The 14,043-nt window shown below is 65.3% G+C and carries 13 protein-coding genes and 1 pseudogene; 4 read left to right on the top strand and 10 right to left on the bottom strand.

What is annotated here, in order from left to right:
• Positions 1–37: 37 nt before the first annotated feature.
• From A9976_RS28925 to A9976_RS28905, 5 genes are all read right to left on the bottom strand, one after another.
• Positions 38–1,306 carry a ferritin-like domain-containing protein gene (locus A9976_RS28925; RefSeq protein WP_183021819.1) on the bottom strand — a complete coding sequence of 423 codons (1,269 nt, stop codon included), beginning with the start codon at positions 1,304–1,306 and terminating at the stop codon, positions 38–40.
• A gap of 8 nt (positions 1,307–1,314) precedes the next feature.
• Positions 1,315–2,181, bottom strand: a complete 867-nt coding sequence (locus tag A9976_RS28920) for a phosphate/phosphite/phosphonate ABC transporter substrate-binding protein (protein WP_013801769.1) — start codon at positions 2,179–2,181, stop codon at positions 1,315–1,317.
• 63 nt (positions 2,182–2,244) lie between these two features.
• Positions 2,245–3,354 carry an acyl-CoA dehydrogenase family protein gene (locus tag A9976_RS28915; protein ID WP_183021818.1) on the bottom strand — a complete coding sequence of 370 codons (1,110 nt, stop codon included), beginning with the start codon at positions 3,352–3,354 and terminating at the stop codon, positions 2,245–2,247.
• 293 nt (positions 3,355–3,647) lie between these two features.
• Entirely contained in the window at positions 3,648–4,877 is a 1,230-nt protein-coding gene (locus A9976_RS28910) for an EAL domain-containing protein (RefSeq protein WP_183021817.1), read from the bottom strand.
• A gap of 392 nt (positions 4,878–5,269) precedes the next feature.
• Positions 5,270–5,572 (bottom strand): helix-turn-helix domain-containing protein, encoded by a 303-nt coding sequence (locus A9976_RS28905; protein WP_232245756.1) that lies wholly within the window; start codon positions 5,570–5,572, stop codon positions 5,270–5,272.
• Between the two features lie 89 nt (positions 5,573–5,661).
• On the opposite strand from A9976_RS28905, the gene A9976_RS28900 reads away from it, so the two are divergent.
• Positions 5,662–6,378, top strand: coding sequence for an aspartate/glutamate racemase family protein (locus A9976_RS28900; protein ID WP_183021816.1), 717 nt, complete (start codon positions 5,662–5,664; stop codon positions 6,376–6,378).
• 158 nt (positions 6,379–6,536) lie between these two features.
• Here the strand turns inward: A9976_RS28900 and A9976_RS28895 are convergent, their stop codons facing one another.
• On the bottom strand, positions 6,537–7,919 hold the full coding sequence (locus tag A9976_RS28895) for a PLP-dependent aminotransferase family protein (protein ID WP_183021815.1): 1,383 nt from the start codon (positions 7,917–7,919) through the stop codon (positions 6,537–6,539).
• A gap of 174 nt (positions 7,920–8,093) precedes the next feature.
• Here A9976_RS28895 and A9976_RS28890 point away from each other — a divergent pair, with 174 nt between their 5' ends.
• Positions 8,094–8,327, top strand: coding sequence for a hypothetical protein (locus A9976_RS28890; RefSeq protein WP_012206300.1), 234 nt, complete (start codon positions 8,094–8,096; stop codon positions 8,325–8,327).
• 73 nt (positions 8,328–8,400) lie between these two features.
• Here the strand turns inward: A9976_RS28890 and A9976_RS28885 are convergent, their stop codons facing one another.
• The 3 genes and pseudogenes from A9976_RS28885 to A9976_RS28880 all read right to left on the bottom strand — a co-directional run bounded on the left by A9976_RS28885 (position 8,401) and on the right by A9976_RS28880 (position 10,369).
• Entirely contained in the window at positions 8,401–9,627 is a 1,227-nt protein-coding gene (locus tag A9976_RS28885; protein WP_183021814.1) for a PQQ-dependent sugar dehydrogenase, read from the bottom strand.
• Between the two features lie 169 nt (positions 9,628–9,796).
• Positions 9,797–9,883 (bottom strand): annotated as a pseudogene (locus tag A9976_RS32015) (lactoylglutathione lyase); the annotation flags it as partial.
• Positions 9,884–9,979: 96 nt separating this feature from the next.
• Positions 9,980–10,369, bottom strand: a complete 390-nt coding sequence (locus A9976_RS28880) for a MerR family transcriptional regulator (RefSeq protein ID WP_183021813.1) — start codon at positions 10,367–10,369, stop codon at positions 9,980–9,982.
• Positions 10,370–10,444: 75 nt separating this feature from the next.
• On the opposite strand from A9976_RS28880, the gene A9976_RS28875 reads away from it, so the two are divergent.
• On the top strand, positions 10,445–11,554 hold the full coding sequence (locus A9976_RS28875) for an SDR family oxidoreductase (RefSeq protein WP_183021812.1): 1,110 nt from the start codon (positions 10,445–10,447) through the stop codon (positions 11,552–11,554).
• 12 nt (positions 11,555–11,566) lie between these two features.
• Positions 11,567–12,511 carry an oxidoreductase gene (locus A9976_RS28870; RefSeq protein WP_232245758.1) on the top strand — a complete coding sequence of 315 codons (945 nt, stop codon included), beginning with the start codon at positions 11,567–11,569 and terminating at the stop codon, positions 12,509–12,511.
• 46 nt (positions 12,512–12,557) lie between these two features.
• Here A9976_RS28870 and A9976_RS28865 read toward each other — a convergent pair whose 3' ends face one another.
• The gene (locus tag A9976_RS28865; protein ID WP_183021811.1) at positions 12,558–14,006 is read right to left on the bottom strand and encodes a DUF1501 domain-containing protein; all 1,449 of its coding nucleotides are present in this window, start codon (positions 14,004–14,006) and stop codon (positions 12,558–12,560) included.
• Between the last annotated feature and the right edge of the window lie 37 nt (positions 14,007–14,043).

The raw sequence follows: 14,043 nt of genomic DNA, 5'->3' as shown, positions 1-14,043 counted from the left end.
GGGTGCTTGCGCAGCCTTCAAGTGGGCTGTGCCCCGTCTACATGAAATTTCTCGTATGCAGCGAAGCCAGCCGCTCTGCGTGTTCCCGCTCGAACCCCAGCCGCAGCAGCTTGGAAAACCGGCCATCGGCCATGTCGCGCATGAGCTGCTGCACGCGGGCGGCGCCCCGGGCCAGGGCTTCGGGGGTGAGGGCGCCGGCGGCGATGAGGATCAGGGCGTCGAAGACTTCCTCGTTCAGGCCCGAGGTGCCGGCCAGGTTGTCGAAGCGCTGCTCCACGGCCTGGGCCAGCTGGTGCTGGAAGCCGGGCTCGTGCTGCAGGCGGTACAGCAGGTGGGACATGCCCAGGGCCACATGGCGCGCCTCGTCGCGCGCGGCCAGGCGGCAGATCTGGCGGGTGAGGGGGTCGGGCGCCTCGGTCTGCAGGAACTGCAGCAGGTGCACGAAGGTACCTTCGCCCAGCACCGACAGCAAAAAGCCCGCCACGGAAAAATCCGTCTCGTCCAGCAGGCTCTTGAGCGAGGCCTGACCGCCCGCCGTGGACAGGGCGGGCTCGCGGCCGTGGCGGCGGATGCGGCGCGTGAAGACATCGATATGTCGCGCCTCGTCGGCCACCTGGATGGCCAGCGCCGCCTGCAGCTCGCGGTAGTGCGGGTGCAACTGGCCCAGGAAGCGCGCAGGCACCAGCAGGGCCGCGTTCTCGTTCTCCACCATATAGGTCATGAGCTGGACGATGGCGTCCTCCACGGGAGCGGGCAGCTCGGGTGCATCGCACCAGTCGATGTCGGTGTCGGCATTCCACTGCGCGGCCACGGCCTGGGCGTAGAGGTCGGCGGCGCTGTCGGTCCAGACCTGCAGCTTGTCGCTGAGCCGGAAATGGAAGGCCGGAGCCCCGGCTTCCACCTGCGCGCCCCGCGCCGCCAGGCCCCAGAACGGCTGGGCCTGCGCGGCCACGGCATCGCTGCCCGCGCGTGCATCGCTGCGGCCCGTGTGCGCCGCGCCGCGCCAGCGCCCGGCCTGGGCGCCGCCGCGCGCGACGATGGCCATGGCCTGTGCAGCACCCGCGCCGTCCTCCCAGCGCAGGCCGTGGCCCTGGTCGCGGCACCAGCCCGACAGCTGGGCCTGCCAGCCCGGCGCGCTGCCGGTTACGCGCAGCTGCCCGCCCACGGGCAGCGCGGCCAGCGCGTGCTTGACCAGAAGATGGGCACCGGCATCGAAGCCCAGGCCCTGCAGGTCGATGACAGGCAGATCGGCGACCGGCATATCGGTCAGTGGCTGGGCGGGACTGGAGGAATCGGGCATGGCCATGGCGCGTGTCAGTAACGGTAGTCCTGCACGGTGATGCGGCCTTCGGCGTCGTAGAAGGCCTCGTCCGTCACCGCGCGTTCCAGCAGGCCGTAGCCCGTGCCTCGGCCCGGGTGCCAGACTTTCAGGCCTTCCAGTTCCAGCAGCGGGCGCACGGCCGCGTCGTCCCAGGACATGGCCAGCAGGATGTCGCGGAAGGCGGCGGCGCGTTCGGCATCGATGTGCGGGCCGGCCGTCATGTTGCAGTGGTCGAACGCGCCCGAGGTGGCCAGCACGCGCGTGCCACCGGCCGGCAGCGTGCCCTCGCGCGCAAAGGCCTGGTAGTTCTTGCCAACCATCCACGATGCCTGGATCTCGCCGGCCACCATGGCGGCGGCGGCCAGGCGCTCGCCGCCGATGTGGTCGCCATGCTTGCCGCCCAGCACGTCGAAGCGGCGCGCCGTGTAGTCGCGCCCGGCCACCAGCCCTTCCTGGCGCAGATGGTCCAGCGGGATCAGCGTGGCCTGGGGCGAGTCCACCGCACCGAATCCCACGGTCTTGCCGCGCAGGTCCTGCACGCTCTGGATGGGGCTGTCGGCGGGCACGACCAGCAGCGAATGCAGGTCCAGGTCGGTATCGCGCATGGCGATGGACTCCACGCGCAGGCCGCGCGCGCGGGCCATGCGGTCGGCACGCACAAAGGCCAGCGGCGAGTTCCAGGCCAGGTGCACATCGCCTGCGATCAGCGCCTCGGTCAGCGACTCGTAGTTGGAATAGAGCACGTAGTCGAAGTAGTAGCCGCGCTCGATGAAATACGCCTTGAAGCCTTCCCAGATGGTGATCACCTTGGGGGCGTAGGCCACGGCGCCGAGCTTGATCACGGGGGCGGTTGTCGTCATTCGGAAGTCCTTTGCTGGATGGGGGAGGGTGGTGAAGCGATCGACGGGTTCTGCCGTTCAGGTTCAGGCGGCGGCGTCGCACATGCCTTTGCCGAGCATGTCGTAGATCACGTCGGTGGTGGGCGCCATGACCGAGGCGGCACGCGCATCGCGGAACAGGCGCTCTATGCCCAGCTCCTTGCGGAAGGCGGCGCCACCGCACACGCGCATGGCAATGTCGGTCACCTCCAGCGCGGCTTCGGCGGCGGCGGCCTTGGTCTGCAGCAGTCGCGTGCGCGTGTCGGCTCGGGCGGCCTGCACGGCGGCCACGGTGTCGTCGCGCAGCAGGCGGGCCTGTTCCAGGCGAAGCTGGGCGCGGGCCAGGTAGGCGCGGATGGTGGGCAGGTCGGCCAGCGAGCTGCCGCTTTCCGCAAAGCGCGTGCCCGCCACATGGGCCACGGCGCGGCGCAGTGCGCCCTGCATCAGGCCGATGGAGGTGGTGGCGATCAGCGTGGGGAAAAACGGCATCAGGTGGCGGCCCTTCACGGCCTCGCCCTCGCCATCGGCGCCCAGCATGCGGGCGCGCGGCACGCCCACATCACGCGCCTCGATGGGCGACGACGCATTGCCGCGCAGCCCCATGCCGTTGAAGCGCCCGGGAATGGACAGCCCCGGCAGCCGGCTGTCCACCAGCCATAGCGTATTGCCCTCGCCCTGCGTGGCGCGCGAGATCCAGACATAGGAATCGGCCTCGCCGGCCGAGGTGATCATGCTCTTGAGCGCATTCAGGTGGATGACATCTTCGGCAGCGGTGGCCGTGCCCGTGGGCGCCCAGATATGGCTGCGCGATCCGGCCTCGGACACGGCCAGCGTGGTGATGTGGCGGCCGGCGGCAATGTCGCGGCGCACTTCGTCATCGGCAAAGGGCTCGATCAGTGCCACGCCGCAGTAGTGCATGGTCAGCACCATGGCCGTGCAGGGGCAGTCCTGGGCAATGCGCTCGATCACCTGTACCGCCTCGGCCAGGCCCTTGCCCCGCCCACCCACCTCGCTGGCGCTGATCAGGCCCAGCAGGCCGGCTGCGGCCAGCGCATCCAGCGCTGCGCGCGGGTAGCGCGCCTGCTCGTCAATCTGCGCGGCCTGGGGCGCGATGATCTCGCGCATGAGGGGTTCGAGTTGCTGCAAAACTTCCATCTGGGTTCACCGTAGGCATGCCCATGGCCGCCTGCCAAGAGGCACTTGCTGGAAGTCTGGGGAAATGCTGGAGCGCCGCGATGGCCGCTGGGCGCGCCTGCCGCATGCAGACCTGCAATGGCGGATGGGCTGGGGGAAAGAATGCGAAAGATTATGCGCCGAGTGCGTGGCGGCCGGGCGCAATTGCCGGTGGCGCTTGATTTCGGTCAATTGGTGGCTGGGTACTGCCTTCGGCGGTTTCGGCCAACAGGCGGCCGGCAGCCAGACGAGGATGCCTGCTGGAAGATCGTGGTCTATATTGCAGCGCCCATTGCCAGCGCCTCTTGCGGCCCTATCGGCTTGGCAAAAAAGTAGCCCTGGGCCAAATCCACGCCCAGGCTCGCCAGAGTGTTGAATTCCTCGGCTGTCTCCACACCCTCGGCAACCACCACGCTTCCTATCTCGTGCGCGAAGCTCGTGAGGCCCTTGGCCAGCGCACGGCGGCTGCGGTCGGTATCGACATCGTGCGTGATGCTCATGTCCAGCTTGATCATGTCTGGTTGCAGATGCAGGATGTGCCGCATGCTGGAGTAGCCGGCCCCCGCATCGTCGACTGCCAAGGTCGCGCCCCGGCGCCGCAGCGGCGCCAGGGCATCGGCCAAAGCCCTGTAGTCATCCACGGCGGCATGCTCCGTGATTTCCAGCGTCACGCGTGAGAGATCCCGATCCGAACCCAGAAGCCTGGGCAACTGCCCCGACTGGATCAACTGCGGTGAGCAGTTGACGGCGACCAGCCAGTCGGTGGGCAGGCTTCCGAGCGCGCCAAGTGCTGTGTCGATCGCATGGCGCTCCAGCTCCAGCCCCAGCCCCACCTCGTGCGCTGCCTTGAACCACTGGTCGGGCGGGCGACGTGGCTCCAGGTCAAAGCGTGACAGACATTCGAAGCCGTGCAGCTTTCCTGTCGCGATGGTGTATACGGGCTGAAATACAGGGCGCAGCGCATTGCCTTGCATTGCAAGTCGAATTTCGTGGGTTACTTTGTCTCTTGCATGCCGGACGGCAGAAGTTGCACTGAAATGAAGTCCCAATAAATCGGAGAATGCGCGCAGCAGCGACATATCGTGCACACTCAGCGCAGGATTGGGCTGGTGGCTGAAGCAGCACAAAGTGCCGAACAGTTGGTTGTCATCCAGACGGATGGGGACGCTCAGGTGCGAACCGATAGGAATGGTGTGCGTTTCCGGTATCTCCTGGGCAGCGGGTAACAGGGATGTGTCGGGAATCAGCTCTGGCAACTCGCCATTGACCACTTTCTGGCAATAGCCCTCGCTCAATGGAATCTTCTGATGCCGAAAAATCACTCCGGCAGTGCTCTCGTCCACATGCTCCAGCACCCGATCCGCTTCCCGGAATCGGGCCACAAAGGCTACGTCCATGCCGAGATGCCGCCGAACGACAGACAGAACACGGTCGACTCCATCCAGTTCAATGGCGAAAGCGAAAATTCTGCTCAAAGGTGCGAATGTGGATTTACGAAGGGTCATTTCGTTGATCTGCTCTATCAGATGTGTACGCACATTAAATTCACATGCTGCCTGCGGGTTGGCTATCCTCTGTTCCGAGTGCGATGGCAATCGGCGCGGTATGGCTTGCTAAAGGGAATGAATTATCATTAACCCGATCCATTGACCGGTGCACGGCAAAGTGTGGTTGCCGCGCGATCACACCCCCAATCTCAACCCCCAATCGCAGCCCAGAGCAGTAGCGAGAAGAACAGACATGAGTATGCGCGGTTGAAGTGCGCAGGTCGAGTCCGTCTGTTCGGATTGACAATAGTTATGAAAATCCAACACGGGCCGCTGAAAGTGCCTGGCACTCCCTGGAAAGCCCGTGAGGCCCTATGTCCTGGCTGTGACTGTCTCATGTGCTCCATCGGTCACTGCTTGCCCGTGTGACGAATGCGGGCCAGGTACTGGCCCGGCGTCAGCCCCAGAGTTTTGCGGAAAGCCGCTCCCATGTGCGACTGATGGCCGAAGCCGCAATCGTGGGCGATACCAGCCAGGGAATGGGCACCCGCCTGCATCATGGGGCGGGCCGCCGGTACGCGGGTTTCCACAAGATAGGCATGCGGCGTCATGTCCGGCAGCTGGGAAAACTCGCGCAGAAACTGCAGCGGCGTGCGGTGGATCATCCGGGCCAGCTGCGCAAGGCTCAATGGCTGTGCAAAATCGGCCGCCATGCGCTCCAGGACAGGGCGGCACCGGGCGCAAGGCCTCGACGCCGGCGGTGGGCGCGTTGCATTGCCGAGCCATGAAGCACACTACAGGCATGAACTCAAACCACACGGAAATTCACCGCGTCATCGGTCTCATCGGTGGCATGAGCTGGGAGTCCAGCGCCGAGTACTACCGGCTCATCAATCAGGGCGTGCGTGACAGGCTGGGTCCGCTGCGCTCTGCAAAACTGCTCATGTACAGCGTGGATTTTGGCCCCATCGAGCTGGCCCAGCATGAAGGCCGATGGGACGACGCGGCCGCCTTGCTGGAGGATGCCGCGCGACGGCTGCAGCAGGGCGGGGCGGACGGCGTGCTGCTGTGCACCAACACCATGCACAAGCTGGCGGATCGCATTGCGGCAGCGGTGCGCATCCCTTTCCTGCACATTGCCCAGCCGGTAGCCGACGCAGCCCGCACAGGCGGCTACCGGAAGCTGGGGCTGCTGGGCACACGCTTCACCATGGAGCAGCCCTTCATGCGTGAGCGGCTGCAGCAGCAGGGTCTGGAGGTGCTGGTGCCGCAGGAGGCGGACCGCGCCGAGGTGCACCGCATCATCTACGAGGAACTGTGCACGGGCCGGATTCTTGAAGAGTCGCGGCGCACCTACCAGCGCATCATGGCGCAGCTGGCCGGGCAGGGCGCGCAGGCCATGGTGCTGGGCTGCACGGAAATCAGCCTGCTGGTGCAGCAGGAGCATTGCCCCGTGCCCGTGCTGGATACCACCGCCCTGCATGCGCAGGCGGCGGTGGACTTCGCTCTGGCGCCTTGAACGGCCAGCGAGCCATGCCCAGGTCTGCTTTCAAAGGCGTGCACCCCCCGGGTTGCCGGGCGCCTTGAGCCGTTGTGGCAACCCATCGGCGCAACGCCTCACGCCTCACGCCTCACGCCTCACGCCTCACGCCTCACGCCTCGGTGCGCGCTGAACCGCTAAACCACGGCAGCACTGAACGACTCGGGCAGGCGCGCAAGCAGGTGCGACAGCCGTTGAAGCCCTGCCTGCAGGCGTCCACGGTCCTTGATGCTGCCCAGGGAGATGCGGATGGCATTCACGGATTCGCCGCCGGTGGCGAAGGCCTGTGCCGGCGTGACGGCGATGCCCTCGCTGTCGGCGGCACGCGCAAGCTGCGAGGAACTCCAGTAGCTGGGCAGCTCCAGCCACACATGCAGGCCGTCTCCCGCGCCGCTGTACCGGCCCGCCAGCACATCCCTGGCCATCAGGTGGCGCAGGCGCGCCTCCTTGCGCACGCCTTCCATCAATTTTCCGGCCGAACCGTCGAGGATCCACTGCGTGGCCAGGGCGGCCGTCAGCGGCGTGGCCATCAGCGCAAAGGATCTCAGCGCGACAAGGAAGCGCTGGCGCTCGTGCGGGTCAGGCAGGAGCACGAAGGCCACCCGCAGACCGGGCGTCAGGCATTTCGAGAGGGTGGAGATGTAGTACACCTGCTCCGGGGCAAACCTGGCGATCGGCGGCGGCGGGGCATCGGCCAGCAGCCAGTAGGGATCGTCCTCGACGATGCGCACATGGCAGCGCTTTGCGATGCTGGCGATCTCCTGGCGCCGGTCCTCGGCAAGCGTGATGGCGGTCGGGTTCTGCAGCGTGGGGTTCAGGTAGACCAGCCCGGGCCTGTGCTGTCGGCATGCCTGCTCAAGCCGCTCGGGCATGATCCCCTGGCTGTCCGCTTGCACCGCAATGATGCGCCGGCCGAACTGGGCCGCTGCGGCACGCAGGCCGGGATAGCTGGTGGGCTCGGTCAGGATCACATCGCCAGGCTCCGTCAGCGCAAGCACCAGGGCGGCAATCGCCGCCTGCGCGCCCGGGCAGACCACCAGCTGCCGGGCATCCACATCTCCGAACATGGGCTGCAGCCACCTGGCTCCCGCCTTGCGGTCTGAGTCGCTTCCCCCGCCCAGGTGGTAGGTCATGAGCAACTGGGCATCCGCACCCATCAGCACTTGAGACAGGCCCTGCTTCAACATGTCGTCCAGGTCCACGCCAGCCGGCGGTGGCGGGGTGTTCATGCTTAGGTCCAGCACGGCGTTCAGCTCCACCTTGGGCGCCGCGACATAGGTGCCTCTGGCGCCGCGTCCTTCCAGCAGCTGGCGGCGCCTGGCTTCGTCGTAGGCGCGCGTGACCGTCGTCAGGTCCACATCCAGCTGGGCCGCCAGCCGGCGTTGTGGGGGCAGGCGGTCACCGGGCTTCAGCGATCCGTCTGCCAAGGCTGCCTGCAAGGCATCGGCGATCTGCAGGAATCGGGGGCCGCCCTGCACGGCCAGTTGCGGCAACCAGAGGGGCAAAGGCTCATCTTGCATGGATTTAAGCGGCGACGTATGGGTTCATGTATGGAAATTGCTTTTGGGTAGTATGCGCCACAAGGTGTGGCAGTACCGTGCTTGCATGGCCGTCGCTGACGCTCTCGCCTTCCATGTCCGGGAGGGAGGCTCCTCACCATGGACAGCGCCAAGTCATTGGCTGGAAGCTCTCAAATGATCGATTGGGTCCCCATAGTCTTCGTCACCTTCAAGGTGCTCGTGTTCGGCACGGCCATGTTCTTCGCCATCAAGTGGCATTACGACCAGGGCAAGAAGAAGGGGGCGAGCCGGCGTGAGCTGCTCATTGCCAGCGGCAAGATCGTTGCCGTCTTCACGCTGCTGCTGCTGTGCGTGCTGCTCTTCACCTTCGGCCTGGCCACCATGCTGGGCATGGACCTGAGCCTTTGATGGCAGGTGGCGCTGCCAGCGCCGGGCCTGTGCCCGCAGGCCGTGCCCAGCGCGGCAACCATCCTCCAGCTGCCTACTTCGGTGCGAGCCGATACAGACCGCCCTCGCGGTCGTCCTCGATCAGCCACAGCGCACCATCCGGCGCCTGCGCCACGTCGCGGACGCGAAAGCCTACCGTCCAGTGCTCGGCAGGCGTGGCGCTCGCGCCGTTCACCTCGATCCGGTGCAGGGCGCGGGTCAGCAGGCCGGACGCAAACGCTGAGCCCTTCCACTGCGGAAACATCTCGCCGCTGTAGAACATCAGGCTGCCCGGCGCGAAGACAGGCGTCCAGTAGATCACGGGCTTGGTGAGGTCCGTTCGCGTATCCGGGCTGGCAATGGGCACGCCGTTGTAGTTCACCGCATAGGAGACCAGCGGCCAGCCATAGTTCTTGCCCGGCTCGATCAGGTTGAGCTCATCGCCGCCGCGCGGCCCATGCTCAAGCTCCCAAAGACGCCCATCCGGCGCGAACGCCAGGCCGTAGGGCGTGCGATGCCCCGTGGACCAGGTCTCGGACGGCGTCGGATTCGGACCGTCAAAGACAAACGTGCGCAACACCGGCGCGGTCTTGGCGGCCTCTGTGTCCTTGGGCGGATCGATCACCGGAACCGACGTCGCGCCGGTCTGCCCTTCCATCGGATTGCCGGGCGCGGGCTTGCCGTCCAAGGTCAGCCGCAGGATCTTGCCGGCCGGCTGATTCGGGTCCTGGGCAGGCGTGAAGCGCTGCCGGTCCCCGGCCGTGAGGAACAGAAACTTCCGGTCCGGCGAAAAAGCCACGGCGGCACCCACCTGCCCGCCCTTGCCCTTGACGGGGTCGCGCCAGATGACCTTGAGGCCGTCCAGCGCAGCGGTGCCGGCACCGATTCTGAGCGTGGCGCGCGCGAGCGCCAGGCTTGAGGTGCCGCGGATTTCTCCGGGCTCCGAATAGGTCAGGTAGATGGCCCCGTCGCTCGCATACGAAGGGGCCAGGTAGACACCCAGCAGGCCGTTCTGGTTTTCATGCAGCACGGGCGGCACGCCGGTGACTTCGAGCTTTTGCCCGTCCTGGGCCGCGAGAAACAGCTTGCCAACCTTCTCGGTGACCAGCATGCGCCCGTCCGGCAGGAAGGCGATGCGCCAGGGCAGATCGAATTGCGCGACCTTGGTGAGCTTGAACGGAGGCGATGCAGTGGCAGGCAGGGTTCCCGCATTGATCTGCGCCAACACAGGGGTTGCAACCATGAGCAACCAGGGAATGAGTCCAGACTTCGGCAATCGCATGCTTTGCTCCGCAGTGGGGGACGGGACAGTATCCGCGCATCACCGCGGCACCGCCGAATGCACCGCCGAATTCCAGGCTGAAGGTGCGCCACTTGGCATGCGTGACCAGCATGACCTGGATCGCCTCGCTCCAGACCATGGCGGAACCATCCTCACTGCTGAACTGCGGGTTCTGGCTGAAGCCCAGCGCCTTGTAGAAGGCGGTGGAGGCGCCGAGGTCGGTCACGGGGAGACTGATGAAGAGGGACTTGGTCATGCTTGGCTCCGTGTGCGGGGCTGCAGTTCTGCTGGGTGCAGGACTGCTCGGTCAGAATATCCATCATGCAGCACCTGCACTCCGGATGCTGCCCCATTAATTGGAAGAGCCATTGAGCTGCTGAAGCTCAAGTTGCCTGGCCGCACTGGCTTCAAGGTTTGCGCGCTCCGCGTCCAAATACCGATAAATGCTCTTGAGGTCAGTGATTTTCTTTCTGATTTCCGCCATCTTCTTTTCAATCAGCCTTGCACCCCCGGCGCAATCTATTGACTTGTTTCTCTGAGCATTCAGAATTTCGCCTATTTCCCCAAGAGAAAACCCCATGCTTTGTGCGCGCTGGATAAAGTCCAGGTCTTGCAGGGTTTGCGGCGTGTAAACGCGATAATTGTTGGCTCGCCGCAAGGGTGAAATAAGGCCGATTTTCTCGTAATAGCGCAAGGTATGGCGCGTGGCGCCGCTGCGGACCTCAAGTTCCCCGATATTCATGGAAAAAATCGCTTGACTGTAGAGTTGAGTCGACAGTCTACACTTGGTTTTTTCATCGTGCCAAGGAGCAGAAAAATGAGCGTGGAGTGCTTTGTTACGGGAGGGACGGGCTTCATCGGCCAGCATTTGCTGTCGTACCTGAGCGCGAAAGGTCACACCATTCGGGTACTGATGCGTCGCCCGGAGCGCCTCGCTGAACTGCGCCAGCAGGTCGAGAGTCTGGGTGGCGTCGCAGCCCGCGTCTTTGCCGTAGCCGGCGATCTGGAGCAAGAAAACCTCGGTCTGAGCCTTGCGGATAGAGAGGCCCTGCGGCAGGCCAAGGTCGTATTCCATCTGGGAGCCCACTTCGCCTGGGGCCTTTCAATGGCGCATGCACGTGCAGTGAATGTGGAAGGGGCAAGGCGCGTGGCGCAGTTGGCGGCCGAGCAAGAGAGCCGGTTGGTGATGATCGGCGGCTACATGCTGAAAAACAATGAACATCTGCAACGCATAGGGATTGATCCCGGCCATCCGGAGCTGACGGATTGGCCTGCCATCTATCGCCAAGTCGGTGCTTACGAGGCGAGCAAGCTGGAGGCGCATTTCGCCACCCTCAGCTTTATGAATGCCAAGGGTGGAGAGATGACCGTTGTACACCCCGCCACGGTTTGCGGACATAGCCGCACGGGGCATATGGCGGATGGCCAGCCGCTGGTGGATCTGATACGCAATCTGGTGCAGGGAAAGCTGGCTGCAGTACCCGGTACTGCCGCGCACTGGTTGCCACTGGTCACTGTGGATTATCTGGTCGAGTTGGTGGCGGCTTGCGCCTTTGATCCTTCCATGGTGGGCCAGGAACTGCTGGCCCTCGATGCCCAGAGCCCCGGCTTGCAGGAACTTCTCGCGCAGGTGGCACAACCTTTGGGGCTGAAGGCGCCCGGGTATCATATTCCGCTGCGATTGCTGAAATGGCTTCTGGGTATTCCTCCCATCGCGAGGTTTTTGAATACCAGCGCCGAGGCCCTGGATTTTATCCAGACAGCCCGTTTTGACACGACGGAAGTGGAGCAATTTGCCCAAAGGCATGGAATCACAAAGCCGGATATGCGCCAGTCGTTGAGGAATACTGCAATATACGTCAACTCATATTGCATTCCAAAAGGCAAGGCCCGCCGACTTGCCCCTCCACTGCGCAGAACATCATAATCACCGCTTTCAATGGTGCCCGAGTTGGCGCTGCGCACCAAGGTCAAGGAGCTCGTTTCAGTGAATCAACCAACCCATCCACGCATTGCGGTGCTGGGGCCCGGGGCAATCGGGACAACGGTTGCTGCTGCGCTGCATGAAGTCGGTCGCACGCCGTTGCTGTGCGGTCGTACGCCGCGCGACAGCCTGACGCTGCACGGCAGCGGTCTTCGCATCGTGGTTCCCGGCCCGGTCAGAACGGACCCGGCCCAGGTCGAAGGTCCGGCGGACCTCGTTTTTCTAGCGGTCAAGGCGACTCAAACTGCTGCGGTTGCGCATTGGCTGGCGGCGTTGAGCGGTCCGCAAACCGTCGTGTGTGTCCTGCAAAACGGGGTTGAGCAGGTGGAGAGTGTCACCCCGCTGTGCCCGCAGGGGCGAATCGTTCCCGCAGTCGTGTGGTTCCCTGCACAGGCGCAACCCGACGGGTCGGTGCTCTTGCGCAGCGACGCCCGGATCAGCCTGCCTGACGAGGCCGCTGCCCTCGTGGTCGCGCAGGCACTGCAAGGCACCCGATGCTCGGTAGACCTGGTTTCGAATTTCAAATCCCTGGCGTGGCAAAAGCTGTTGCAAAACGCAGCGGCCGGGCTCATGGCACTCACGCATCGCCGCTCGGGCATGTTCGGCCGGCACGATATTTCGAAGCTCACTCTGGACTATTTGAGGGAGTGCCTGGCCGTGGCACGTGCCGAAGGTGCTGAACTGGGCGATGAGGTCCCACAGGCGATCCTCGACAAGTTCCAGGCATTCCCGGCCGACCTGGGCACGTCCATACTGGCGGATCGTGAGGCAGGCCGGCCGCTCGAATGGGATATCCGCAACGGTGTCATCGCGCGCCGCGGCCGGGCGCGCGCAGTTCCGACACCGATTGGTGATGTCCTGGTGCCACTTCTCGCCGCAGCGAGCGACGGCCCCGGCTGATCATTCGTGCCTTGACCACAAAGCCCGCCATCGCAAAAGCAAGGCTTCAGCCCATGAACCCCAGATCGATGGGATATGCCGAGCCGCCGAAGTTGCCGATGTGCGGCAGCACCCCCGCCAGCTCGGTATTCGCCACGCCGAACCAGCGCGCCAGGGTGGCGGCGTACTGGTCCACGGCGGTGCTGGGCAACAGGCGCCCCTGGCCGACGTGCCACTGGTCTTCGCTGCCGCTGCCGTTGCCCACGCTGATGGGCGGTGGCGCGCCATAGAAGGACGCGCCACGCACTGCGCCGCCCACCACGAAGTGGTGGCTGCCCCAGCCATGGTCCGAGCCGTCGCCGTTGGAGGTCAGCGTGCGGCCGAAGTCCGACGCGGTGAAGGCCGTGACCTTGTCGGCCACGCCGAGTTCGGCCGTGGCGTTGTAGAAGGCCGTCATGGCGCTGCTCACCTTGCTGAGCAGTTGCGGCTGGTTGGCGATCAGGTTGTCGTGCAGGTCGAACCCGCCCAGCGAGACGAAGAACACCTGCCGGCGCGTGCCCAGCGCGTTGCGTCCGGCGATGAGCCTGGCCACCACCTTGAGCTGGTCGGCCAGCGGGTTGCTGGCAGGGAAGGCGGTGGACAGGCTGGCGCTGGAAAGGGCCGAAGAGATCTGCCCTTCGGCACTGATGGAGCGCTGCGTGACGCGGGCGTACTCGGCCTCCATCGCGTGGGGGCCGACCGTCTGCACCAGCTCGCTCAGCAGGCCGCGCACGGCGGTCGATCCATAGACGCTGGCGCCCTTGACCGCGTTGATGGGCACGGCGCCGCTCGGGCTGATCTGGTACTGCAGTGCCTGGTCGCCTGAAAGAAACACGGCGTTGCCGGTGGCCGAGATGCAGGTGAAGAGCGACGTGGCGTTGGCCGACAGCGCCAGATCGCCCAGGTTGCCGCCCCAGCCCACGGTGGAGCCTTCGGCGCCCTGCGACTGCCAGACCGACTGCTGGTCGTTGTGCGAGAAGAGCTTGGGCGGCAGCGGGTAGCTGCGCCGGTCGCCACTGGTGTATTGGGTCCGCGTGAGCGGCACCAGCAGCGGGCCGACGTTCAGTTGCACGGCCGCACGGCCCGCGTTGAAGAGGCCGGCCAGGCCCGTCATGGACGGGTGCAGCGCGTACTGCATGCCACCGGCCAGTGCCGTGCGGGGTTGCAGCAGCGTATTGCCCAGCGCGGCGCGGGCCAGGGCAATGCCACCGGCCGTGCCGTCGCTGTTGCCGCCGCGGATGGTGGAGTACTGCCCGTAGCGGGTGCTGTCGTAGGGCACGACGGTGTTGGCGTAGTCGCAGCCGCCGTAGAGGAAGACGCAGACCAGCGCCTTGTAGTCGTTCGCCTCGAAGGCGGCGGCCTCGCCCAGCGCGGCAAGATTCAGGGCGAAGGGCAGGGCGGTGCCGGCGGCGGCCAGTTGCGTGCTGCGGCGCAGGAATGCGCGGCGCGTGTGGCGGGCGGGGTCGATGAAATTCATGGCGATATCGCTTTGCTTTGCAGACGTTCGGTCACCT

Origin of the sequence: Delftia sp. UME58 (assembly GCF_014170385.1) — a bacterium.
Lineage (GTDB): Bacteria > Pseudomonadota > Gammaproteobacteria > Burkholderiales > Burkholderiaceae_C > Comamonas > Comamonas acidovorans.
The sequence above is the reverse complement of the archived record's forward strand: the minus strand, read 5'-3'. Positions and strand labels throughout refer to the sequence as shown.